Source organism: Microbacterium sp. AK009 (genome assembly GCF_013410955.1).
Lineage (GTDB): Bacteria > Actinomycetota > Actinomycetes > Actinomycetales > Microbacteriaceae > Microbacterium.
Window position 1 is genome coordinate 68,216 of sequence record NZ_JACCCG010000003.1, and the last position, 23,227, is coordinate 91,442.

Below are 23,227 nucleotides of genomic sequence, written 5' to 3' on the forward strand. Positions count from 1 at the left end.
GCCGTGCCGCTGCAGGACCTGCTGGAAGCCCTCGCCCGAGAGGCGGAAGACGAGCGTGCTCGCCTCCGCCGCTCGGGGGAGAAGGAACAGGAGCGCATCCTCGCCGAGGCCCGCGCCGAGGCCGACGCGCTCCGCCGATCGGTGCTCGATGCGGCCGAGACGCGCGCTCGCGCCGACGCCACGCGTCGTGTCGCGGTCGCCCGGCTCGAGGCCGCCCGGATCGAGCAGCAGGCGGCGGAGGCCGCGTTCGACGAGCTCGTCGAAGAGGTGCGTTCCCGGCTGCGGGCCATCGGCTCGCGCCCCGACTACCCGCAGGTCCTGTCGGCCCTCCTCGCGGAGGCGCTCGAGGCCGTGCCCGACGCCGAGGTGGTGCTCGTGAACCCGGCGGATGTCGCGACCATCGCCGCGGCCGCGGTGGTCGGCAACACCATGGCCGGCGTCACGGTGGCCGGCGACGAGGGTGTCGAGGGAGGAGTCGTGGCGACGAGTTCGAAGGGCCGACGCGTCCGCAACACCATGTCCGGGCGCCTGGAGAGTGCGGACGCGGATCTGCGGCAGTGGTACCGCTCGCGGCTCGGGCCGGCCGCCGCAAGATCGGTGAGGAGCGCACCGTGAGAACGACCGCAGCCGCCGCGCGGTCCGGGCGCACAGGGCGCCCCGACTTCGCCTACGGCAACACGCGCCTCCGGGCGCGGCGCCCCGATCTGCTCGATGCCGCCGCGTACGAGGCGATGATCGACCGAGACCTCGACGGTCTGCTCGGAGCCCTCAGCACCACGCCCTACGCTGCCGACCTCGACCAGGCGGTCACCCGCTATCACGGAGCCCGTCGGGTCCACGAAGCGGTCCGGAGGCATCTGGGTCGCACCCTGGAGGAGATGCGCTCGTTCTACAGCGGGCGTGCTCGCCTGCTCGTCGACATCCTGCTGTCCCGATGGGACCTGCAGAACACCCTCGTCGTGATCCGCGCCGAATCGGTGCGCACGAAGCCCGACGACGCGCTCGCGCACGTCGTCCCGCTCGGCGCCTTCAGCGACGCGGTCGCCCGGGAGGTCGCGCGGCAGCACGAGCTCTCGGGGGCGATTCAGCTCCTGGTGCGCTGGCAGCTCCCCGATCCCGAGACCGCCGCCGCGTTGCGGTCGGCCCTGGCGGTGTACGAGCGGGTCGGCGACCTCGCCGAGCTCGAGCAGCGCGTGACGGCGAGCTGGACCGCTCGAACCAGCGCGGAGCTGCTGCGGCTGGGGCGCGACGCTGCCGCACTCCTCTCCCACGTCCAGCGAGACATCGATGAGCGAAACGTCACGGTCGCTCTGCGGCTGCGCACCGACGACGAACTCGACGAGGGCCTTGCCAGCCACTTCCTTCCGGGGGGCGTCATCGCGGCCGCGTCGCTCGAGGCCGCGGTCCGCGGCATGGAGAACGGGGCCGTCGCCGGCGCGCTGACGCGATTGAGGCCGGAGTGGGAGCGGGCTCTCAAGCGTTGGGCGGCGTCGGGCGACCTCGTGCAGCTGCAGTACGACCTCGACGTGGTGCGCGTGGAGGCCGCCACGAAGCACTTCGCCTTCGGTGATCCACTCGGCATCGGCATCCCGGTCGCCTACACCGTGGCGAAGGAGACCGAAGCGCGCAACATCCGGCTCATCGCCGAGGGCACCGCGCGCGGACTCGACCGCGACCGGGTGCGCAGCCGCCTGCTCCTCCCCGGGAGCCGGCGATGAGCCGCCTCATCGTGCTGACGACGCCCGACATCGCGCCGGGGTACGAGTTGGCCGGGGCGATGGTGTTCCCGGTGTCCGATGCGGCCGAGGCATGGGAGCGCCTCGTCGCACTCGTCGATGAAGAACAGGAACGCGGGGTCATCGCGGTGCACGAGCCGTTCCACGCCGGCCTGTCGCCGTCGCAGCGACGTCGGTTCGACGAGTCGACAGAACCCCTGGTCGTCCCGCTGCCCTCGGGTGAACCCGGCGGCGGCGATGAGGGACGCCGCGATCGCCTCATGCAGCTGCTGTGGCAGGCGGTCGGCTACGAGATCACATTCGACGCGGAAGGGACGACATCATGACCGAAGTGCGAGACTACATCGAACGGCGAGCAGCCCGCCGGACGGACGACCACGGGCAGGGCCAGGTCTGGCGGATCGCAGGCCCGGTGGTCGTGGCTACGGGGCTCGACTCCGCGCGGCTCTACAACGTGGTCCACGTCGGCGACGCGGGGCTGCCGGGAGAGGTGATCCGGCTCGACGGCGACCGCACCACGGTGCAGGTGTACGAGGACACCTCGGGCATCCGCGTGGGCGAACCCGTCGTGGACACCGGGGCACCGCTGGAGGTGGAGCTCGGACCGGGTCTTCTCGGGGCGATCTTCGACGGCACGCAGCGGCCCCTTCCCGTCCTCGCCGAACGCGACGGGGATCCCTTCGGCGCTCCCACCATCTCGCGCGGGATCTCGGTGCCCTCACTCGATCGCGAAAGGCTCTGGGACTTCGTTCCCGCCGTCACGGTCGGCGACGAGGTCGAGCCGGGTGACATCCTCGGCACGGTGCAGGAGACCGTCGCGCTCACGCACCGGGTCCTCGTGCCGCCGGGAATGGCGGGCACCGTGACCGAGATCCGCGCGGGCCGCGCCACGGTCACCGACACCGTGGCCTGCATCGACGACGCCCCGGTGAGGATGCTGCGGCGATGGCCGGTGCGCGAACCGCGCCCGGTCGCCCGACGGCTCGATCCCGACGTCCCCCTCATCACCAACATCCGCATCATCGACACGCTGTTCCCCGTCGCCCGCGGCGGATCGGCCACGATCCCCGGCGGATTCGGCACCGGCAAGACGGTGCTCGAGCAGTCGATCGCCAAGCACTCCGAGGCCGATGTCGTCGTCTACGTCGGTTGCGGGGAGCGCGGCAACGAGCTCACCGAGGTCCTGGAAGAGTTCCCCGAGCTGAGCGATCCCCGCACCGGCGCGCCCCTGATGCAGCGTACGGTCCTCATCGCCAACACCTCCAATATGCCGGTCGCCGCGCGCGAAGCATCCATCTACACCGGCATCACGATCGCGGAGTACTTCCGCGATCAGGGCTACGACGTGGCCATCATGGCCGACTCGACGAGCCGGTGGGGCGAGGCGCTGCGGGAGGTCTCGGGGCGGCTGGAGGAGATGCCGGCCGAAGAGGGATACCCCGCGTACCTGTCGACCCGCATCGCGGAGTTCTACGAAAGAGCCGGGTCTGCCGTCTGCCTCGGCTCCGATGCGCGAGACGGTTCGGTGACCGTGATCGGCGCCGTCTCCCCTCCGGGAGGCGACTTCTCCGAGCCGATCACCCAGTACAGCCTCCGGCTCGCCGGCACCTTCTGGGCGCTGGACACCTCGCTTGCCCGGAGCCGCCATTACCCGGCCATCGACTGGGGTCGCAGCTACACCCTGTACGACCTCGACGGGTGGTTCGAACGCGAGGTGACCGAGGGCTGGGCGGACGGGCGCTCCTGGGCGCGTGCGACGCTGCAGGAGGAGCGCGGTCTGTTGGAGATCGTGCAGCTGCTGGGCGCCGACGCGCTCGCGCCGCCGCAGCGGGTGGTCCTCGCCACGGGCCGCCTCCTGCGCGAGGACTTCCTCCAGCAGTCCGCCTTCGACGAGGTCGACGCGCTGTGCGCTCCCGCCAAGCAATTCCACATGCTGCGCGTCATCCGCGCCGCTCACGACGCGATGGCGGCGGCGGTGTCGCGAGACATCGGCTCGGAGCGGTCGTCGACCGTTCCGGCGATCGCCGACGTCGCCCAGATGAAGTTCTGGCCCGACGACGAAGCCGCCGACCGGGCCGACGAGCTGTCGGCACGCATCACCGCGCAGATAGGAGAGCTGCAGTGATCCCGAACACCACCCCTCACACCACCGCGCTCGCATGGCCCGAGGCAGACGGTCTGCTGGCCGTGGAGCATCGCACGGTCTCGTACGTGTCGGGCCCGCTGTTGATTGCCGAGGGGGTGTCCGCAGTCGGGTACGACGAGATGGTCGAGGTGATCACACCGGACGGCAGCGTCCGCCGAGGGCAGGTGCTGCAGGTGGAGGGCGATCGCATCGCGGTCCAGGTGCTCGGCGGGACCCGCGGTCTCGACCGGCCGGACACCGTCATCCGCACCCGCGGGAGGGTGGCGCGGATGGCGGTCGGCGCCGACCTCATCGGGCGCATCCTCGACGGATCGGGCGATCCGATCGACGGAGGGCCTCCCCTCATGCCCGCCGAGTACCGGCCGGTGGTTGGGGAACCGTTGAACCCCTACGCCCGGGCGCACCCGAGCGACGTCATCGAGACCGGCCTGTCCGCCATCGACGGCCTGAACACGCTGGTGCGCGGCCAGAAGCTGCCCATATTCAGCGGATTCGGACTTCCCGCCGCGGAGCTGGCGGCGCGAATCGCCGAAAGCGCGCGCGTCCCCTCCGCAACCGGTGCCGACGACGACTTCGTCGTGGTGTTCGCCGCGATCGGCGTCACCCAGCGGGAGGCGGCGTTCTTCCGCTCCCGCTTCGCGGGGAGCGCGGCGCTGGAGCGCTCCGTCCTGTTCATCAACCAGGCTGACGATCCGACCGTGGAGCGGCTGCTCACGCCGCGGGCGGCGCTCACCGTCGCCGAGTACCTGGCATGGGAGGAGGGCCGGCACGTCCTGGTCATCCTGTCGGACATCGCGAACTACTGCGAAGCCCTCCGCGAGGTGTCCGCCGCACGTGAGGAGATCCCCGGCCGACGCGGGTACCCCGGGTACATGTACACCGACCTCGCCTCCCTGTTCGAACGCGCCGGCCGCGTACATGGAAGCGCGGGATCGGTGACGCAGCTGATGATCCTCTCCATGCCGGACGACGACATCACCCATCCCATTCCCGACCTCACCGGCTACATCACCGAAGGCCAGATCGTGCTCAGCCGCGACCTCGACCGGCGGGGGATCTTCCCGCCGATCGACGTCCTGCCCTCCCTCAGCCGCCTCATGAACGCCGGTATCGGCGAGGGGAAGACCCGCGCTGATCACCGCGAGATCGCCGATCAGCTGTATGCCTGTTTCGCCCGCGGTCGCGACCTTCGCCGATTGGTCTCGATCGTCGGTGAAGGAGCGCTGTCGGACACCGACCGCATCTACCTGCGCTTCGCCGATGCCTTCGAACAGGAGTTCGTCGGGCAGCGCGACGAGAGCCGGACGATCGACGACACGCTGGAGGTGGCGTGGCGACTGCTGGAGGGCTTCCCCCGCGAAGAGCTGAAGCGCATCAAGCAGCGGACGCTCGACGCGCGCCGTGATGCGGCCGAGTCGCAGGCCGGCGATCCGGCAGCCGCGCAACCCGCTGGCGCTGAGGGTTGACGGCGTCGCCCGTTTCATCAGTATCTGATCCGAGGAGGACCCCATGTCACAATCCACACCCCGGGATGCCGCGGAGGCCGGGACCTCCAGCGAGCGCACCGACTGGCACGAGTCGACAGTCGACCAGACCGCGGAGGGTCTTGCCACCGACCTCCGGTCGGGCCTGACGAGCGCGGAGGCGGCCGACCGGCTGCAGCGCTACGGGCCGAACGAACTCCAGGAGCGGGCCGGTCGCACTGTCGGGCAGATCGTTTGGGAGCAGGTCTCCTCGATCCTCATTGTCATCCTGGTGCTCGCGGGCATCCTCGCCGCGGCCCTCGGACGCCCGTACGACACCGCGGCGATCCTGGCGATCGTGGTGCTCTTCGTCGTGCTCGGCGTGGTGCAGGAGTACCGGGCGCAGAAGGCGATCGCCGCGCTGAAGCAGATGTCGGCGCCGGTGGTGCGGGTCGTGCGCGACGGCCGTCCGCGGGAGATCTCGGCGCGGGACTTGGTTCCCGGCGACCTCGTCCTGCTGGAGACGGGCTCGGTCGTACCCGCTGACATGCGCGTCGTGGAGAGCGTGAACCTCCGCGCTCAGGAGGCCGCGCTGACCGGCGAGTCGGAGCCGGTCGACAAGACCGTCGACCCCATTGCGGGCACCGATACGCCGCTGGGCGATCGAACGAACCTCGCCTACCTCGGCACCTCCATCACCTTCGGGCGGGGGAGCGCGATCGTGACCTCCACCGGGATGAGCACGCAGCTCGGGCGGATCGCCGAGCTCATCCAGGACGTCAAGCACGAGAAGACGCTGCTGCAGCGCCGGCTCGACGGTCTCGCCAAGATCCTCGCTCTCGTCGCGGTCGCGATCGGCACCTTCGTGTTCTTCAGCGGCCTCGCGACGGGAGAAGAGACCGCGGTGCTGCTGCTCACCGCGGTGAGCCTCGCCGTCGCCATCGTGCCCGAGGGACTGCCGGCCGTGCTCACGTTCACGCTCGCGCTGGGAGCGCAGCGCATGCTGGCGCGCAAGGCCCTCATCCGCAGGCTCCCGGCCGTCGAGACGCTCGGCTCGGTGACGGTGATCTGCTCCGACAAGACGGGCACGCTCACTCAGAACCGGATGACGGTGACCGTCCTGCGTTCACCGACCGCGTCGGCCGACCTCGCCGACGCGCTTCGCGAACGAGGCGCCGATGCGCGGCTCACCCTCGGGGACGATGCCCGCGAACTCGGCCCGCTGCTGGTGGCCGGCGCGCTCTGCAACGACGCGATCCTCGACACCGATGACGGTCTCGATGCGGTGGGAGATCCGACCGAGGCCGCGTTCGTCGTGGCTGCCGCTCGGTACGGCCTCGACAAGCCCGCCCTGGAGCGGTCGTTTCCGCGGGTGGCGGAGTTCCCGTTCGACTCGGCGCGCAAGCGCATGACCACCGTGCACGAGGTCGGCTCGGCGGACGCCGAGTCGCTCGCCGGGCTCCGAAGCCTCGCCGGCGCGTCCGCCTACCTGGCGTTGACGAAGGGGGCCGCCGACGCCATGGTCGACCGCTGCACGGCCCTCCTCGCCGACGATGCGGTGACTCCACTCGATGAGGCCGGGCGAGTGCGCCTGCGCGAGGAGATCGAGTCGTATACCGCGAAGGGCATGAGAGTCCTCGCGGTGACGGGGAAGGGGCTGGATTCCCTCCCCGTCCCGGAGGACGAGGAGTCCGTCGAGGACGACCTGGTCTACCTCGGCCTGGTTGCAATGGTCGATCCTCCGCGTGCGGAGGCACGGGATGCTGTCGCGACCTGCCGCACCGCCGGCATCCGTCCGGTCATGATCACGGGTGACCATCCCCTCACCGCGCGGGCCATCGCGGCCGATCTCGGCATGGCGGCGCCCGACGCCCGGGTGATCACCGGTCGCGACCTCGACCGGATGACCCCCGAGCAGCTCCGGGAGGCGGTACGCGAGGTCTCGGTCTACGCCCGGGTCTCCCCGGAGCACAAGCTCCGCATCGTGGAGGCACTGCAGGCGAACGGCGAGATCGTGGCGATGACCGGCGACGGTGTGAACGACGCCCCGGCGCTGAAGAAGGCCGACATCGGCGTGGCCATGGGTTCGGGAACCGATGTCGCGAAGGAGGCGGCCGAGGTCGTGCTCCTCGATGACAACTTCGCCACGATCGTGGCCGCCGTCGAGGAGGGCCGGGTCGTCTACGACAACGTCCGGCGGTTCGTCCAGTTCTCCATCTCGGGGAACGTGGCCAAGGTCCTGGTGGTGGCGATCCCGCCGCTGCTCGGCCTGCCCCTCCTGCTCGTTCCGATCATGATCCTTTTCTCGAATCTGCTCACCGACGGTCTGCTCGGCCTCGGCATGGGGGTGGAGCGGCCCGAGCGCGACACGATGCGCCGTCGGCCCTACGCGCCGACGGAGAGCATCTTCAGTCGCGGCATCGGCATGCACATCGCGATCATCGGCCCGATCCTGGGTGCCGCGATGATCCTTGTCGGCTACGTTACTTATCAGGCCACCGGCGGGTCGCAGCAGTCACCGGGCGCCCAGCTCCTCGTCGCGACGATGGTGTTCACCACTCTGGCATTCGTTCAGCTGCTCCGGGCGCTGTCGGCGAGGTCGTTCCGCGAGCCGGTCTGGCGGACCGGTGTGCGCGGCAACCGCGTCCTCATCGGCATGCTCGTCGCCGCGCTCGTGCTCCAGCTCGCCGTGGTCTACGTCCCGTTCCTGCAGGATGTCTTCCAGACGGTCGCGCTCGATGCGACCCTGCTCGGGTGGGCGGTGGCGGTCGCCGTCGCGGCCCTCGTGGTCATGGAGATCGAGAAGGCGATCCGCGCACGGACCCACCCGCTGACCCTCGCCGAACCGAAGCGGGTGCCCGCCGAAAGGAGATGACCGTGCCATGACGTCGTCTCCACAAGCGAGCCCTCGGCTCCGGGTGAGCGTCGTGGTGGCGGTCTACAATCCCGGCGCCGGCTTCGACGAGCTCCTGGCCTCGCTCGACGGTCAGAGCCTGGGCGCAGACGCGTTCGAAGTCATCCTCTGCGACGATGGCTCCGACGAGGCCACCCGCGCCAGGCTGGCGGCAGCGGCCCGCACACGGGCCAACGTGAGAGTGCTGACGCTTGCCCGTACCGGCTGGCCGGGCACCCCGCGAAACCACGGAATCGACGCGGCGGAGGGCGAGTACGTCTTCTTCGCCGACCAGGACGACAGGTTTCCCCCCGAGGCGCTGGAGCGCATGTGCGACTACGCCGACCGGCACCGCTCCGACGTGGTCATCGGCCGCGTCCTCGGCATCGGCCGCGACATCCCACGGGCGATCTTCGCCCGTGACATTCCCCACGCGCACCTCGACGTCGATCCGCTGCTGGAGCTGCTCACCCCGCACAAACTGTTCCGCGTCGCCTTCCTTCGCGCGCACGGCATCCGATTCCCCGACGGCCGCGTGCGACTGGAAGACCACCTCTTCGTCGTGGCGGCCTACTTCGCCGCATCCGTCATCTCGGTCCTCGCCAGCAGCCCCTGCTACTACTGGGTGAAACACCGCGGCAGTGCCAGCTCGTCGCGCATCGACCCCGTCATCTACTTCCCGCACCTCCTCGCCGTCCTCGACCTCGTCGAGGCGAACACCGATCCGGGTGAGGTTCGCGACCGGCTGCTCAGGCACTGGTACCGGGGGAAGATCCTGCAGCGACTGGAGGGACGCCGCGTCGTGCGCTACCCCCCGGAGTACCTGGCCGGATTCCTCGACGTCGTGACTCCCATCGCGCGGGACAGGTTCGGCCCCGGCGTCGAGGCGGGGCTCGCACTGCCGTTCCGGGTGCGTTCCGCGCTCCTGCGCGGCGGAAGGCGGGACGACCTGATCCGCTTCTGTGCGTGGGAAGGGGCGGTGACCTGCCGGGCCGAGGTGGTCGAGATCCGATCAACCCGCTCCGGCCGGCTGCGGATGACCCTGCGGGCCACCGTCGAGCGCGACGGCACCGACGCGTTCCTCTTCGACTCTCCCGCCGGACCGGAGCATCACCGGTACCTCCGGCTGCCAGAGGACATCGCCCCAGACCTGCTCCCAGGGCCCGTCCTCGACGCCACGCATGATCTGCGGCGCGACCGCGTCGAGGTCGGAATTCGCGGCGCCGGAACCGGTATCGACCTCCGCCGCGCGACACGCCCGACGGCGCCCGGTGCGGTCACCGTCGTGCTCGACCCGGTGGAGATCTTCGGCGCGCACGAGCCCGCGGAGCGAGTGGCCCTCCGCGCGCACGTGCGCCGGGCGGGCTGGGCGTTCACGGTGCCGCTTCGGGTCGCCGCCCGTCCACCCGGCGACCTCCTCCGGGGCGCGGGATGCGTGGTGGAGGTCGGCCCTGCGGGTGACCTTGTCCTCCGCCGCGACCGAACCCCGGGGGGCTGGCTGCGCCAGCAGGCGCGCCTCCCGCGGGCTGCGCGCACTCTCCCTCACCGGTTGCTGCCGCGCTGGGCGCGCCGCGTCGGGCGCCGTCTGCTCTCACGCGCGCCGAAACGATGAACGGCAACCGCGCCATTACTTCTCACTTCGACGACCACCCGATCACGGTGCCGTTGTCGGAGGAGGAGGCAGGGGGCTTCCACAACCATTTCTCGCCGGCCGTCGTCGCTGCCATCAGACTCACCGTCGTCCCCCGTCGAGCTGGGAGACGTGGCGCTCGACGTTGCCGATCACGCGCTCGAGGCTGCGCTGAAGTTGAACGAGATCCACGCCGTCGTCCGCTCCATCGTCCGAGGCCGCCAAGCCCTGCCAGGCTGAGGTGATGAGGTCGGCTCCGGCCGCGGTGAGGGACACCAGATTGGTTCGCCCGTCGGAGTGGTACGGACGCACCTCGACCCATCCCAGGGCGGTGAATGCCGCAAGTCGCTGGGTGACCGCGGCACGCGACACGCGCAGAACGCCGGCAATCGCACTCTGCTACGCGCGCCCCAGGGCTTGGAGCACAGATGCCGCGCTACGCGCGTTCGTGTTCGCGCGCTTGCAGGAGCGATGGAGCCCGCAGCAGATCTCCCGTTCGCTCAAACTCACCCACCCGGGGAATCCGACCGCGCGGGCGGCGACGGAGACGATCTATCAAGCGATCTACCGAACGGACTCGGGCATCATCCGAAAATCTAAGCCGTCACCGTTGCGCACTGGGCGCGATCATCGACACGGTCAGAGCCGGCAGGTCCGCACTCGACGACAATTCGCCCAGCCAATGCTCTCTGTTCACGACCGCGACTTCGAACCGACCGACAGGTCAGTCGCCGGTCACTGGGAAGGAGACCTCATCGTCGGCCCGCATAGCCGATCGGCACCCTTGTCGAACGGCAGACCCGGTTCGTCAAGCTCCTGCACCTTCCCGCGCACAACTCGACGGAGCTCCTGCACGCGCTCGTCAGAACTCTCAACGAGCTGCCGCCACCGTTGCGGCGGACGGTGACATCCTATCAGGGCACGGAGATGGCCCGACACCTCAAGATCACCCAGGCGACCGGAACGCGGATCTGCTTCTGCGACTCCGCCAGCCCGTGGCAACGAGGATCGAACGAGAACACCAACGGACTCCTCCGCCAGTGCTTCCCGAAGTCCACCGACCTCTCCATTCACACCGCCCGTGACCTCGCACGCGTTGAGAACGAGCTGAACCGCCGGCCCAGCATCACCCTCGGTGATCGAGCGCCAGCCGACCTCTTCGAGGCACTGCTACCCTCCGAGAATCCGCTCTCGTTGCGATGACTACTGGAATACAAGCCGGCGCTATGGCCTCGAGATCAACCGTCGCCGACACAACCGACGCCTCGCCGATCGCGGCCCTTCGTTCCGGTCGTGGTCACCTGGTTCAGCGGTGTCGATTTGCGGCTGGTGGTGGTGTGCAGTCGCGGAGAACGACGCTGACCCCCTTTGACCCGAGACGCTCTAAACCGAGATGTCAGGTGCTCCTCGTCGATGGAGGATTGGTCTGAAGGTAGTTCCGTCGTGCGCGGATCACACCCATCTCGTAGGCCGTGACGGCGATGAGCGTGACGGCGAGAAGAGGCAGCGTGAAGTAGAGCATGACAAGAGTGAACCCGCTGAGCGCGTCGTGCTGCGTCGCCGCGAGCACGAGGTACACGGTGTAGGCGATGTAGAGGAGCACGAACACAGCGCCCTCCCATCGCTTGATCGCGAAGCCGGTGAAGGCGATCGGGACGAGCGCGACGGCCGCGGCGATCATGAGGGGGATGTCGAGGGCGATCGCGGCGTCGGCAACGGGGATACCCGCGGGGAAGAAGACGGCGGGCAGACCCAGCACGAATCCCAGGTTGAAGATGTTGCTGCCGACGATGTTGCCCACGGCGATGTCGCGCTCGCCGCGGAGGGCGGCGATGATCGAGGTGGCGAGTTCGGGCAGCGACGTTCCGATGGCCACCACGGTCAGACCGATGATCAGACTCGACACGCCCAGGCTTGCGGCGATGTTCGTGGCGCCGGTCACCAGCAGCCGCGCGCCGACGACGAGGAGGCCGATGCCCAGGACGATCAGCAGAACCCCGTACAGCAGGCCCTTCCGTCGGGGGCGGGGGGGTGCGGCGGAATCGTCACCGCCTGATCTCCTCGGTTGATCTGCGCTGTCGCCCCTGCTCATGGTGAAGCTGAGGACGACGTGAGCCGTGGCCGCGGCGAGGAGCAGCGCCCCGTCCCATTGGCTGATCTCACCATCGAGCGCGAGCAGCAGGAGCAGCACGCTGATTCCCACCATGACCGGCACGTCGAAGCGGACCAGTCGACGTTTCACGGCCAGCGGCAGGATGAGAGCCGACAGACCGAGGATGAGGAGCACGTTCACGATGTTGCTGCCGACGGCGTTGCCGACGGCGAGGTCGGGTTCGTTGTCGAGCACGGCGCCGATGGTGACGGAGAGTTCGGGAGCGCTCGTGGACGCTGACACGATGACGAGGCCGATGACGAGGGACGGCACACCCAGCCGGGCGGCGAGGCCCGACGCGCCGCGGACGAGCGCTTCACCGCCGGCGATCAGGATGACCAGTCCCAGGATGATGGAGCCGATGTCGAGGATGTTCATTGGGGCGGCCTTCTTGTCGGGTGGTTGCCGGTGTCGTCCGGAAAATGGTGTTCGGTGTCGCTCGCGCGGGGTTCGGGCAGGGCCTCTTCGGGCAGGGCCTCGTCGCGTGCGAGGTCGTTGTAGTGGGCGCGGGTGTTCAGTGACACGCCGGCCCGGTACGCCGCGCGCCCGAGGGCGAACCCACCCACGGGTGAGGTGATCAGCTGGAGCGCGACGGCGAGGAGAAGCGGGATGGCGGTGCGCCACGACGGCTCGATCAGGAGTGCCCCGAGCAGCACGAGACAGACCCCGAGGGTGGCGGCTTTGGTGACCGCACTGAGTCTGGTGTACACATCGGGAAGGCGGAGCAGACCGAGGGCCGCTACGGCGAACAGGAGGATTCCCGCGGCGACCGCGGCGTATCCGAGTGCGCGGCCGGCGGCGAGCAGATCGATCATGGCCGGGACCGATCGACGATCCGCGCCAGCGCGACGGTGGCGAGGAATCCGGTGAGCGTTGCCACCAGCACGATGTCGACGAGGGCGGGGTTGTCGGTGCTCAGCGACAGCAGCGCGATCGCGGCGATGAAGGCGAAGAAGACGAAATCGGCTGCGGCCGCCCGGTCCGCGTCGGTAGGGCCGGAGATCAGCCGCCAGACGGCGGGCGGAAGCGTCAGCAGCAGCGCGGCCAGCAGCAGGTTCTCGAGCGTCACGTGATCACTTCTTTCCCGTTCTCAGCCGCACGGCTGCAAGGTACCGAGATTCCAGTTTCTCCAGGTCGGCCATCAAGGCATCACGGTCGGGAGCGTACATCGCGTGCACGTACAACTGCGGTGGGTCACCGTCGCGGATCGCGAGGGTGAGGGTGCCCGGGGTGAGGTTGACCAGGGCCGCGAACGTGGACACTTCTCCTCGCGTGGCGCACCGCAGGGGGAACGCGATGACGCCGATGGCCAGTCGACTGCGCGGGGTGAGCACGTCCACGGCGACCTCGATCGACGCGCTGACCACGAGCCCCGCGAACCACAGCAGGAATCCGAGCATCCGACCCAGACGGGCGAGGTGACTCCCCAGTGCTCTCATCGTCCGGTCACCGCTTCGATGTAGGGGGACAGATCGAGGAGATTGGTCGCCGCCGTCTCCGACAGCGCCAGCATCGGCTCCGCGCCGACGCCGAAGACCACACTCAGCACCGACAGCGCCAGCACCGGGAGTATCAGGCGCACGGGGACGGGCGGGGGAGGGGCCGGGGCGGGCGCGGGTTCGTCTCCCCAGAACGCGCCGTTCCAGATCTTCAGCATCGACAGCAGAGTGAGAAGGCTCACGGCCACAGCCGCACCCGCCGCGACCCATGCCGCGGCGTCCGCGGCGGCGACGACCAGGGCGAACTTCGCGACGAAGCCCGACAACGGCGGAATGCCGGCGAGCGAGAGCGCGGGAACGAGGAACGCTGCCGCCAGCAGGGGAGAACGGCGCGCGATGCCCCCCAGGCGTCGGAGGTCACCCGACCCGGTGACGCGCTCCACGGCCCCGACGGCGAGGAACAGCGCCGTCTTCGCGATCATGTACTGCACCAGGTAGAACACGCTCGCACCCAGCCCGGCGAGGGTGAATAGCCCGAGGCCGATGAGCACGTAGCCGACCTGGCTGGACATGTGGAACGACAGGATCGCGCGCATGCCGGACGACCCCAGCGCGCCCAGCACCCCGACGACCATCCCCACGACGCACACGGTCAGGATGATGGCCTGCAACCGTTCGTCGACTCCGAAGGCGACCGCGTAGACGCGGAACAGGCCGTACACGCCGATCTTGGTGAGCAGCCCCGAGAAGAGGGCGCTGATCGAAGGCGATGCGAACGGATACGTGCGCGGCAGCCACCAGTGCACCGGCACCATGGCCGCCTTGCCCGCCAGAGCGATCAGGACCACGCCCATCGCGATTCCGGCGGCGGGCGACTCCGCGGCCACACCGGCGAGCTCGGCGAGGTTGACCGTTCCGGTCACCCCGTACACCAGGCCGATACCCAGCAGCAGGGTGGTCGAGATGAACAGGTTCACCGTTACGTAGACGCGACCGGCTCGCACGGATCGTGCCGACCCGGACCGGGTGAGGAGCACGTAGGAGGGCACCAGGGCGACTTCGACCATCACGAACAGATGGAACAGGTCACCGGTCACGAATGCCCCGTAGACGCCGCCGGACAGCACGAGGACCAGGGGAGGGAAGAAGGTGTCGCGGTCTTCGCCGGAGGCCGCGGCGTACACGCAGCAGATGAGCACCAGGAACGCCGACGCCGAGAGCAGAAGCGCGCTGAAGGCATCGATCACGTAGGGAATCGCGATTCCCTCCGGCCAGCCGGAGACCTGATGCGCAAGAACCGAACCGTCCGCGGTCTGCGTCAGCGCCCACACGGCGAAGCCCAGCACCCCCACAGTGGTCAGCCACAGCACGGCGCGCCGGACCAGGGATGACGGCACCGCCAGGCAGAGCCCTGCTGCGCCGAGCGGCACGCCCAGGAGGAGGGGGAGAAGAATGGTCACGGTGCGCCTGCACCCCCCCGCCCGGTGTCTGCCACATCGGGGCCGCGGGGATCGTCGTCTGCCGATTCACCGGCACCCTCGGTGGGATCGGCCCGCGAGGCGGCATCCGCCGGCATGCCGACGGCATTGCGATCGCCATCGGTGGCGTCGTCGTCCGATCCGTCGTCTTTCGCCGGCGCTCCTGCGAGCGTGATGAGGTAGACCGTGATCGCGAAGGCGATGACGATCGCGGTGAGAACGAACGCTTGGGGAAGCGGGTCGGCGATGCCTGAGGGATCGCCGTCGGCCGAGATGAAGGGCGGCTGCCGGCGGTCGGTGCCACCGGCGGCGAGGAGGACGAGGTTCGCGGCGTGGCCGAGGAGCACGAAACCGAGGATGACCCGGAGCAGGTCGCGCTGCAGGACGAGGTAGATGCCGCCTGCGACCAGGACCGCGACGGCGATGGCGGAGGTCATCGCGGCGCCCCCGCTTCCTGCGGTGTGCCGCTTCGCGCGCCCAGGCGGCCGATGGCGGTGACGACGAGCCCGATCACGCACAGGTAGATACCGACGTCGAAGACCAGCGACGTGGTGAGGGTCTGACTGAACCCGCCGAGCTCGACCGAGGTGCGAAGCGGCCGGAGGAAGGAGCCGTCGATCACGCCGACCAGCCCCGTTCCGACGCAGACGAGCAGGCCCGACGCCAGCAAGGGCTGCGCAGGCAGACGGGCCCAGCGGCTCCGGGAAGGAGCGAGGCTCGCCAGGGCGACGCCCGCGCCGCCGACGAGAGCAGCGATGAAGCCGCCGCCGGGATCGTTGTGCCCCCGCCACAGCAGGAAGAGCGAGAGCGCGACGACGACCGGTCCGACGACGACCGAGACGGTCTGGAAGGGAGCGGCGTTCCCCAGCCGCTCCTCCCGGGTCGGCAGGGCGGTGACGCTCCCGACGCCGTCGGTCGCGGTACCGAGGGCAGATGGAGGGCGAGCGGAGCCCAGGGCGCCCAGGAGCGCCACGGCCGCGACGACGAGCACCGTCGCCTCTCCCAGGGTGTCGAGTCCTCTGAAGTCGACCAGGACGGTGTTGACGACGTTGGTGCCACCCGACAGCTCCGGACCCTCGCGCAGCAAGAAGTCCCCGGCCGGCGAGATCTCCCGTCGGCCGGTGAGAGCGTACGTGGCGGCGAACGCCGCGACACCTGCGGGCACCGCCATCGCCGCGGCGCCGAGGCGGCGACGACCGGAGGGGCGCTCCATGACCGCTGACAGGCGCCGCACCACGAGCACCGCGACGACGACCGTTAGCACCTCGACGAGGAGCTGGGTCATCACCAGATCGACACCACCCACGATGAGGAACCACACCGCCACCGCCAGACCGACCACTCCGACCAGCGCCAGTGCGGCAAGTCGGGAACGAACCACGCACAGTCCGGCAACGGCGAGGGTGAGCGCGACGATCACTCCGACATCGACCGCTGCCGCAGTGCCGGGGATGACCGGCGGGACGGGTCGGGCGACGAGGACGAAGCCGAGGGCCGCGACCAGGAGGACGCCGATCGGATACGCGAGGTGGGCGGCAGGTGAGGCAGCCCGTGCCGGGGCCGCAGACCACTGCCCGAGCGCCAACAGGCCGCTGTACGCGCGGTCGTAGAGGTCTCGTCCCCGCAGCGGCAGGTTCCAGCGGTGGAGGAAGGCATCGACCTGGTCGCGTCGGAGGAACAGCGCGATGCCGCCGGCGATCGTGACGGCCGACAGGGCGACGGGTACCGAGACACCGTGCCACAGGGCGAGGTCCGAATTCCCCTCCTGCCCGAGGGTGTCGATCACCGTGGCGTCGATCAGCGGATTCAGCGTGCTGACGCCCACCCCGAGAACGAGTCCGGCCACGGCGGGCACCATCGCAGGGGCGAGGAAGCTCCACCGCGGTTCATACAGGTTCGGCTGCTCGAGCGGCCCCGCGAACGCCCCCCACATGAGGCGGAAACTGTACGCGAAGGTCAGCGTCGCAGCTGCGACGGCCGCGACGGACAGCAGCACATTGATCCCCGGCGCGGCGGAGTACTCCCAGAAGGCGTAGTACGCCTCCTCCTTCGAGACGAATCCCAGCAGTGGAGGCACTCCAGCCATCGACAACGCGGCCAGCGCGGTCAGGGTCGCGGTCACGGGCATGACGCGGTAGAGGCCGGAGAGCTTGCGGATGTCTCGGCTGCCGGCTTCCCGGTCGATGATCCCGACAAGCATGAACAGCGTCGCTTTGAACAGCGCGTGGGCGAAGGTGTGCAGCGCGGCGTCGGCGAGACCGTCGACGTTGCCGAGGCCGATGAGCGCGATGATCCAGCCCAGCTGACTGACCGTCGAATACGCCAGCAACGACTTCAGGTCGTGTTGCTTGAGCGCGAGCACGGCACCGATCACCGCGCTCACCAGTCCCACGGTGAGGAGCGTCGCGGTCCACCCCAGGGTCTCGGCGTACACCGGCGAGAACCTCATCAGCAGGTAGATCCCACCCTTGACCAGGGTTGCCGCGTGCAGGTACGCGCTGACGGGCGTGATCGCGACCATCGCGTCGGGGAGCCAGAAATGGAACGGCACCTGCGCAGACTTCGTGAACGCGGCGATCAGGACCAGCACCGCGATCCACGGCGCCGCGGAGGAGTCGCGGAGCACGTCCGCCCGATCGAGGACCGTGGCGAGAGAGGTCGTTCCGAGGGTCACGAAGACCAGGACGACCGCCATCAGCAGGGCCAGCCCGCCCGCCGCGGTGATCACCAGGGCACGCGTCGCCTGACGTCTGCCACGCCCCGTCCCGCCGATCAGGAGGAACGAGCACACGGTCGTCAACTCCCATGCCACGTACAACAGCACCAGGTCGGCGGCGAGCACGAGCATCAGCATCGCGGCCGCGAAGACGGTCAGGAGCACGAACAGCCGGCCGTGACTCTGATCGTCACCGAGGTAGCGGGCCGCGTACGCCATCACCAGCGCGCCCACGCCGAGGATGAGCACAGCGAACAGCAGACCGAGGCCGTCCATCCGCAGCTTCAGCGCCACGTCCAGCGACGGCAGCCACACGAGCTCCGCATCGACGCTCCCCGCCAGCGCATCGGGCGCGAAGACGAGGAGCAGACCCAGCACCAGAACGAAAGCACCCGACAGGGGATACCCCGCGTTACGGCCCATCGTCCGCGCCAGCGGAAAGGCGAGCACCGCCGCCAACGTCATCACGGCGAACGGCACCAGCAATGACACCCGCGAACTCCCTTCACCAGGTGCGTCCGCACCCGGGAAGGCGGTGACGTGAGCGCAACTGCATCGGATCGTATCGGAACGACCGAGGCGCCGCGGACCTCGACGGACCCGATCACGTGAACGAAACGATCAAGAAACCCTTGGCGTTTCCTATGAAAGGGCGGTTCCGCTCTCGGAGCGCGGTTCCGGGCGCCCGGTTCGATCCCCGTCGCCTCGGTGGGGACCTCGAGAGCGCTCACCCGTTCCGGGCGCAGTGGACAGCCGCCGCGTGCTCTGGTGGACTCGAAGGAGAAGAAAAGAGGAGCTGAGCGGATGACGCCGGGCAACCTTCCCTCGGGGCGCTACTTCACCCTTGCCTGGACGATCCCGGACCGCATCGGCGGGCTCACCAGTGCGATGCTGCAGCGGACCCGAGCATTCGTGCGTGCCGGCGTCGGGGAGGTGACCGTTCTCATCTTCGACGACAGAGTCGATTACCCCGTAGTCGCCCAGCGTCTCGCTGACCGGGCCACCTCATCCCCGGGGAAAACCCGAAGGATGGGTGTCTGGTGCTGTGAGGCGACCGGGAGGGATCATCGACCGCAGACGCCCGTCGCGCTCCGCCACCGTGGTCGAGGCCTACCTCACCTCCGACTGGCCCGACGCCCGAGTCGCGACCGCCGGACATCTGCATCGCCGCGGGTAAACCCGTGAGAAAGATCGTGTCGCGATCGACTGCTTCCAGCACACCCGCGAAAGGTCGACTTCCGCGCAAACACAGGCGAGCGCGCCCTCGCACACCCATGAAAGACCGCGGGATATGAGTTCAAATCCCACCGTCACCGCCACTGTTGAAGCCCCTGTCGAACCCCTGCAAACACTGGGATCGCGGGGGTTTCTTCTTGCTCTGGGAAGCCAAGTGAGAAAGACCGGCTCTCTCACCGGTCGGCGTGAGGGCTGCGTGCCTCGAAGACGGTCAGCGAGAGCGCTGGCCGGGGCCGAGTTCCGGCCACCCACGAAGGCTTGTCGGGCGTCCGAAGCCGGCCTCGCCGATCTTGATCGTCCGTTGACTGTCTCGTGCTCGGCTCAGCGCCTGGCCGACGTAGTCAAGGTCGTCATCGAAGAGGTCTGCGTAGGTGTCGAGCGTCATGGCCGCACTAGCGTGACCGAGCATTCTCTGAATGGCCTTCACGTTTGCGCCGGCGCTGATCGCGAGGCTCGCTGCGGTGTGGCGAAGGTCGTGCGGAGATGTACGAGGCATGTCCGGGTCAATTGCTTGCGCGCGCCGCACGGCGGCGGCGAACCACCCGTCTCTCGAATTGGGCAGCCTTAGGTGATCTGAACTATGCCCCGAATCGGCACTCGCCGAACTACGAGGTTGTTCACCTCGACGTCGGCGCGGAGCGCGCGATTGTTGACCTCGCTGAAAAGGTAGCGACCCTCGAATGCGCGGTACCGGGCGTGCAACGATGTCTCGATACCAGCGGCTTCGTCGATGGCGCTCGCCTGGAACGCAGGAGCAATCCGCAACGCGGAACCCACGGGCAGTGTCGCGTCCTCCCATGTCATGGTCGCCCCGTCAGGTGTTCCTCACCGACGCCGACCTTCTCGCCACTGCAATCGAACGCGCCTGCCACGAAGCCGACCCGCAGTTCCGGCGCACCAACAATGACATCTTGGGCAACGCGGACGCCTTCGTACACGCTCACATCTGGCCCCGCTACGAATGGGAACCCCCGGAACTGATCTGGCGTCCCGTCTGGCTCTACGACCTCGTCAGCTGGAAGAACCCAGCAACGCGCTCACCACCAAGCACGACGCACTCCGCGCGAGCATCACCAAGCACCTACACGAGCTCGGCAACGCAGACAACATTCGCATCACTCAATAGGCTCGCGATCAGCAATCGGGCTTGACGAAAGACATAGGGGCACCCCCCGGGCGTAAGTCTTCCTACCGTGGCGCTGCTGCGCAGTCGACACAGCGCGTCAGGTTTGCAACTATGATCTGATCGATAATCGTTCGGAACCATCGATGGGACAGGCCATGCGCAGCGAGTCCATTTCGCGAGGGCTCCTCTCCGATCAGGTATACGAGCTCCTTCGCTCGTCGATACTCGATAAATCTCGTCGGCCCGGCTCACGTCTTGTTGAGTCGGAGCTTGCTCGCAATCTCGAAGTAAGCCAGGCCCCCGTCCGCGAAGCCCTGAAGCGCCTCGTCCATGAAGGTCTCGTCGTGTCCGCGCCCCGCCGGGGTAGCTACGTCACCGAGTTCTCCCGCGACGAATTCGAGGTTGCCCGGCAGCTGCGTGCAGTGGTCGAGCAGCTGGGAGCACAACTGGCGGCGCGTGCGGTGACCGAGGAGGAGCTCACCGATCTCGACCGCGTTGTAGAGAAGATGCAGGATTCCGTCGCGAGACACGACTGGGCTACCTTCCGCCTGTGCGACATGGAGTTTCACACTCGCGCACTCGAGCTAGCTCGCCAGCCGGTTCTGCAACGGGTTTGGTCGGCGCTCCAGCCGGCGCTGATATCGCAGAGGGCGATTGGCGATCCGGCGTTCGCGGATTCCGGAGAAACGATGGTGCAATGGCACGCCGATCTCGTCGACGTGTTGCGGTCTGGCGAGGCCGACCGCGCGGGCGAGATGTTCCGCGCTCATGCGTCCGGCGCTCTGACGCCCGGCCAGACCAACGCTCCTTGATCCTTCTTTTCAGTTGACGATCGAGCCTGGATTAGCCATACTGTTCTCATCGCTAATCGATAGGCGATAGTCGAGGAAATCGTGGCGGTGCGGAGAAGAAGTAGCTTGCTGATGAGAGCGAACCTGGTTCGCGCGCGGCGATCGTCGCCGCGACCGGTGTGGCGGCAGTGCTGGCGGGGTTGCAGCTCCACGGTCGAGGATGTTGCGCAAGACCCCGATGCGACCGTGACTGTATGGGTCGACGGAGTTCGGCTCCAGGCCGCCCAGGAGTGGGCGGACTTGTTCGCACAGAAACACCTCGTCGCCGGACAGACGGCCGCGGCGAAGAAGGGATAGCCAATGAGGATCCGTAGTGTTCGGACGACTCTCGCCTCGCGGTTGCACTCCACGGGTGAGCAGTGGATCACCGACCGCTACCGCAGCATCAAGGCCGACCTGGTCGTGGTCGCCGTCGAGCTCGAAGACGGCACGGTAGGGATCGGGGAGGCGTCTCCGTACGGCATCCCTGCGATGATCGCTGACTGGGTCGAGTGGCTCAGCCGCGATCTCATCGGAGCGGATCTCTTCAACGATCGGGCGGTGCCACGCCCGAACGGTACGGCGACGATCGGCCGCGTTGGGTCTTCTCACGACTTCGCCGCGGCTGGCATCGACTGCGCGATCTGGGACGCTCGGGGCAAGATCCGGGGGGCGAGTGTCGCGCGACTGCTGAATCCCGATGCGGACGACCGGGTCAAGGTGTACGCGTCCGGGGGCGTGCGGTTCGACTGGCGTAAAGACCCGAACGTCTTGGTGGAGGACGTCAGGGACTACGTCGACGCCGGTTACGACACCGTGAAGGTCCGCCTCGGAACGGCCTGGAGATGGGACCGAGTCACACCGGGCCGATTCCTCGACTTGTACGACGAGGCGCTCGCGGAGGCGGGGCCCGGGGTCAGGATCGCCGTCGATGCGAATTGCCGGCTCGGCCTAGAGGAAGCCATTGAACTCGCGCGCGGCTTGGAGTCGCGCGGCGCTCCCTTCCTCGAAGAGCCCTTCCCGAACACCGATCTTGCCCTCTATGCGGAACTGAAGCGGCACACATTTCTGCCGATCTCGGGAGGCGAGTCCTTCTCGAGTCACGAGCAGTATCGGCCGTGGCTGGAGTACGGTCTTCTCGACATCGTGCAGCCGGACGCCGGCGTCATGGGCATTACCGAGCTGTGCCTCGTCGGCCGGACGGCGGAGTCGGTCGGAGTGCAGGTGATACCTCACTCCTGGCACAACGGCTTGATGGCCATGGCCAACGCCAACGCCGTAGCCGCCCTGCCGAACGCCCCGATGGTGGAGGAGTGCATGGTTCAGGGGCCGCTGAAGTGGGGCATCGCGGCCGCGGGGTCTCCTGTGCGAGAAGGCTCAATTGATTTGAGCGATCGTCACGGTCTGGGATTCGAGCTCATCCCCGACTTGGAGCAGCGCTTCCCCAACATCGAGGGGCACTACGGCGTGGAGGTATTCCGCGATGAGCGATGACCACGACATTCATTCGGCTGAACAGGGAGGGCTCATGATGCCGACCGACACGAAAACAACACCACCGATCCAGCTTCCCGTGCGGGGCGGACCCTTCGAGCGCGCGGGCGAGGACGCCTTCCGCGCGCTCGAGGGCGTGAGCGCAGCCACCGCCAGCGCGCATTTGCACGGCATGGGGATTTCGCGGACCTTCATCAACGGCCCCGCGTCGATCGCGCCCGGAACCCGCGTGGTAGGGTCTGCGCTCACGCTGCAGTTCATGCCCGTGCGGGAAGACATCGGCAGCGGAGAAGGGCAGGAGTACGCCGAGCGCACAACGGCGCTTTGGGCCGTTATGGAGACTGTCCAGCCGGGGGACGTGCTCGTCGTCCAGGCGTGGGGAAGTCCTTTCACCGGGTGCTTCGGAGACATGCTGGTGCGCTACTTCCGCCGTAAGGGCGGGGCGGGCATCGTCGTGGACGGCCGAATCAGGGACGCCCCTCGAGTGCGGCAATTGGGGGTTCCAATCTGGTGCACCGGATTTACCCCCCACTACGCGTCTCAGACCGAGCTCTTCCCGTGGGCGTACGACGTCCCCGTCGCAGCCGGTGGGGTGCTGTGTCTGCCGGGTGACGTCGTGATAGCCGATGACGATGGCGCGGTGGTCGTGCCGGCGAGCAAGACCAGCGAACTCACTGCGCTGTCGCGCGAGCATGAGGAGTGGGAGGTCTTCAGTCGGATGCGTATCGACGAAGGCGGGCGGCTGTCGGACTACTACCCGCTGAACGACCGGACGCGCGCCGAGTACGAGCGGTGGCGGCACGACGAGTCGGCCGCGGCAATCGGACGGGACTGACTGATCTAGATCGATCTGCCGCTCAACGAGCTCGAGGACTACCGCAGTGCCCG

At 68.5% G+C, this 23,227-nt stretch carries 21 protein-coding genes and 1 pseudogene; 12 read left to right on the top strand and 10 right to left on the bottom strand.

Translation table 11 applies throughout. The annotated features are described in order from the left end of the window. The first annotated feature begins 3 nt into the window (after positions 1-3). From HDC37_RS06925 to HDC37_RS17385, 7 genes are read left to right on the top strand one after another with little or no spacing between them, the layout of a single operon-like run. Positions 4-615 (top strand): V-type ATP synthase subunit E, encoded by a 612-nt coding sequence (locus tag HDC37_RS06925; RefSeq protein ID WP_179559689.1) that lies wholly within the window; start codon positions 4-6, stop codon positions 613-615. Beyond that, positions 612-1,718: a V-type ATPase subunit gene (locus HDC37_RS06930; RefSeq protein WP_179559690.1), complete on the top strand. Its 1,107-nt coding sequence runs from the start codon at positions 612-614 to the stop codon at positions 1,716-1,718. Before HDC37_RS06925 ends, HDC37_RS06930 begins: the two co-directional genes overlap by 4 nt. Then, the gene (locus tag HDC37_RS06935; protein WP_179559691.1) at positions 1,715-2,062 is read left to right on the top strand and encodes a V-type ATP synthase subunit F; all 348 of its coding nucleotides are present in this window, start codon (positions 1,715-1,717) and stop codon (positions 2,060-2,062) included. The genes HDC37_RS06930 and HDC37_RS06935 overlap by 4 nt, the downstream gene beginning before the upstream one ends. Continuing rightward, positions 2,059-3,861 (top strand): V-type ATP synthase subunit A, encoded by a 1,803-nt coding sequence (locus HDC37_RS06940; protein WP_179559692.1) that lies wholly within the window; start codon positions 2,059-2,061, stop codon positions 3,859-3,861. The genes HDC37_RS06935 and HDC37_RS06940 overlap by 4 nt, the downstream gene beginning before the upstream one ends. After that, the gene (locus tag HDC37_RS06945; RefSeq protein ID WP_308472127.1) at positions 3,858-5,348 is read left to right on the top strand and encodes a V-type ATP synthase subunit B; all 1,491 of its coding nucleotides are present in this window, start codon (positions 3,858-3,860) and stop codon (positions 5,346-5,348) included. The genes HDC37_RS06940 and HDC37_RS06945 overlap by 4 nt, the downstream gene beginning before the upstream one ends. Positions 5,349-5,391: 43 nt before the next feature. Continuing rightward, positions 5,392-8,220 carry a cation-translocating P-type ATPase gene (locus HDC37_RS06950; protein WP_179559693.1) on the top strand — a complete coding sequence of 943 codons (2,829 nt, stop codon included), beginning with the start codon at positions 5,392-5,394 and terminating at the stop codon, positions 8,218-8,220. A gap of 7 nt (positions 8,221-8,227) precedes the next feature. Beyond that, entirely contained in the window at positions 8,228-9,850 is a 1,623-nt protein-coding gene (locus HDC37_RS17385) for a glycosyltransferase family 2 protein (protein WP_179559694.1), read from the top strand. Positions 9,851-9,970: 120 nt separating this feature from the next. Here the strand turns inward: HDC37_RS17385 and HDC37_RS06960 are convergent, their stop codons facing one another. After that, positions 9,971-10,240: a MarR family winged helix-turn-helix transcriptional regulator gene (locus HDC37_RS06960; RefSeq protein ID WP_179559695.1), complete on the bottom strand. Its 270-nt coding sequence runs from the start codon at positions 10,238-10,240 to the stop codon at positions 9,971-9,973. A 402-nt stretch (positions 10,241-10,642) separates the two neighbouring features. Here HDC37_RS06960 and HDC37_RS06965 point away from each other — a divergent pair, with 402 nt between their 5' ends. Continuing rightward, the gene (locus HDC37_RS06965; RefSeq protein ID WP_179560066.1) at positions 10,643-11,071 is read left to right on the top strand and encodes an IS30 family transposase; all 429 of its coding nucleotides are present in this window, start codon (positions 10,643-10,645) and stop codon (positions 11,069-11,071) included. Between the two features lie 193 nt (positions 11,072-11,264). Here HDC37_RS06965 and HDC37_RS06970 read toward each other — a convergent pair whose 3' ends face one another. The 9 genes and pseudogenes from HDC37_RS06970 to HDC37_RS07010 form a co-directional block, all read right to left on the bottom strand. Continuing rightward, positions 11,265-12,398: a calcium/sodium antiporter gene (locus HDC37_RS06970; protein ID WP_179559696.1), complete on the bottom strand. Its 1,134-nt coding sequence runs from the start codon at positions 12,396-12,398 to the stop codon at positions 11,265-11,267. Continuing rightward, positions 12,395-12,835: a monovalent cation/H(+) antiporter subunit G gene (gene mnhG / locus HDC37_RS06975; protein ID WP_179559697.1), complete on the bottom strand. Its 441-nt coding sequence runs from the start codon at positions 12,833-12,835 to the stop codon at positions 12,395-12,397. Before mnhG ends, HDC37_RS06970 begins: the two co-directional genes overlap by 4 nt. Beyond that, on the bottom strand, positions 12,832-13,089 hold the full coding sequence (locus HDC37_RS06980) for a monovalent cation/H+ antiporter complex subunit F (protein WP_179559698.1): 258 nt from the start codon (positions 13,087-13,089) through the stop codon (positions 12,832-12,834). The genes mnhG and HDC37_RS06980 overlap by 4 nt, the downstream gene beginning before the upstream one ends. 4 nt (positions 13,090-13,093) lie before the next feature. Beyond that, positions 13,094-13,459: a Na+/H+ antiporter subunit E gene (locus HDC37_RS06985; RefSeq protein ID WP_179559699.1), complete on the bottom strand. Its 366-nt coding sequence runs from the start codon at positions 13,457-13,459 to the stop codon at positions 13,094-13,096. After that, positions 13,456-14,919, bottom strand: a complete 1,464-nt coding sequence (locus HDC37_RS06990; protein WP_179559700.1) for a monovalent cation/H+ antiporter subunit D family protein — start codon at positions 14,917-14,919, stop codon at positions 13,456-13,458. Before HDC37_RS06990 ends, HDC37_RS06985 begins: the two co-directional genes overlap by 4 nt. Continuing rightward, a complete protein-coding gene (locus tag HDC37_RS06995) occupies positions 14,916-15,374 on the bottom strand; it encodes a sodium:proton antiporter (protein ID WP_179559701.1) in 459 nt (152 codons plus the stop codon). The genes HDC37_RS06990 and HDC37_RS06995 overlap by 4 nt, the downstream gene beginning before the upstream one ends. Beyond that, positions 15,371-18,145 carry a hydrogen gas-evolving membrane-bound hydrogenase subunit E gene (mbhE, locus tag HDC37_RS07000; RefSeq protein WP_179559702.1) on the bottom strand — a complete coding sequence of 925 codons (2,775 nt, stop codon included), beginning with the start codon at positions 18,143-18,145 and terminating at the stop codon, positions 15,371-15,373. The genes HDC37_RS06995 and mbhE overlap by 4 nt, the downstream gene beginning before the upstream one ends. 955 nt (positions 18,146-19,100) lie before the next feature. Beyond that, a pseudogene (locus HDC37_RS07005) lies at positions 19,101-19,454 on the bottom strand (tyrosine-type recombinase/integrase); the annotation flags it as partial. Then, positions 19,454-19,693 carry a hypothetical protein gene (locus tag HDC37_RS07010; protein WP_179559615.1) on the bottom strand — a complete coding sequence of 80 codons (240 nt, stop codon included), beginning with the start codon at positions 19,691-19,693 and terminating at the stop codon, positions 19,454-19,456. The gene HDC37_RS07010 and the pseudogene HDC37_RS07005, both read right to left, overlap by 1 nt. Between HDC37_RS07010 and HDC37_RS07015 the strand changes: the two genes are divergently transcribed. The 4 genes from HDC37_RS07015 (at position 19,687) to HDC37_RS07030 (ending at position 23,174) form a co-directional block, all read left to right on the top strand. Beyond that, the gene (locus HDC37_RS07015; protein ID WP_179559703.1) at positions 19,687-20,040 is read left to right on the top strand and encodes a hypothetical protein; all 354 of its coding nucleotides are present in this window, start codon (positions 19,687-19,689) and stop codon (positions 20,038-20,040) included. The genes HDC37_RS07010 and HDC37_RS07015 overlap by 7 nt on opposite strands. 118 nt (positions 20,041-20,158) lie before the next feature. Further along, a complete protein-coding gene (locus tag HDC37_RS07020; RefSeq protein ID WP_218869470.1) occupies positions 20,159-20,827 on the top strand; it encodes a GntR family transcriptional regulator in 669 nt (222 codons plus the stop codon). 339 nt (positions 20,828-21,166) lie between these two features. Beyond that, positions 21,167-22,339: a mandelate racemase/muconate lactonizing enzyme family protein gene (locus HDC37_RS07025; RefSeq protein WP_257021362.1), complete on the top strand. Its 1,173-nt coding sequence runs from the start codon at positions 21,167-21,169 to the stop codon at positions 22,337-22,339. A gap of 37 nt (positions 22,340-22,376) precedes the next feature. After that, positions 22,377-23,174, top strand: coding sequence for a ribonuclease activity regulator RraA (locus tag HDC37_RS07030; protein ID WP_257021363.1), 798 nt, complete (start codon positions 22,377-22,379; stop codon positions 23,172-23,174). Positions 23,175-23,227: the final 53 nt, after the last annotated feature.

Coding starts and splice junctions, on each gene's coding strand:
- HDC37_RS06935 (WP_179559691.1), top strand. CDS start 1,715: ATGAGCCGCCTCATCGTGCTGACGACGCCCGACATCGCGCCGGGGTAC.
- HDC37_RS06940 (WP_179559692.1), top strand. CDS start 2,059: ATGACCGAAGTGCGAGACTACATCGAACGGCGAGCAGCCCGCCGGACG.
- HDC37_RS06950 (WP_179559693.1), top strand. CDS start 5,392: ATGTCACAATCCACACCCCGGGATGCCGCGGAGGCCGGGACCTCCAGC.
- HDC37_RS17385 (WP_179559694.1), top strand. CDS start 8,228: ATGACGTCGTCTCCACAAGCGAGCCCTCGGCTCCGGGTGAGCGTCGTG.
- HDC37_RS06970 (WP_179559696.1), bottom strand. CDS start 12,398: ATGAACATCCTCGACATCGGCTCCATCATCCTGGGACTGGTCATCCTG.
- mnhG (WP_179559697.1), bottom strand. CDS start 12,835: ATGATCGATCTGCTCGCCGCCGGCCGCGCACTCGGATACGCCGCGGTC.
- HDC37_RS06985 (WP_179559699.1), bottom strand. CDS start 13,459: ATGAGAGCACTGGGGAGTCACCTCGCCCGTCTGGGTCGGATGCTCGGA.
- HDC37_RS06995 (WP_179559701.1), bottom strand. CDS start 15,374: ATGACCTCCGCCATCGCCGTCGCGGTCCTGGTCGCAGGCGGCATCTAC.
- HDC37_RS07015 (WP_179559703.1), top strand. CDS start 19,687: ATGTCATGGTCGCCCCGTCAGGTGTTCCTCACCGACGCCGACCTTCTC.
- HDC37_RS07010 (WP_179559615.1), bottom strand. CDS start 19,693: ATGACATGGGAGGACGCGACACTGCCCGTGGGTTCCGCGTTGCGGATT.
- HDC37_RS07020 (WP_218869470.1), top strand. CDS start 20,159: ATGGGACAGGCCATGCGCAGCGAGTCCATTTCGCGAGGGCTCCTCTCC.
- HDC37_RS07025 (WP_257021362.1), top strand. CDS start 21,167: ATGAGGATCCGTAGTGTTCGGACGACTCTCGCCTCGCGGTTGCACTCC.
- HDC37_RS07030 (WP_257021363.1), top strand. CDS start 22,377: ATGCCGACCGACACGAAAACAACACCACCGATCCAGCTTCCCGTGCGG.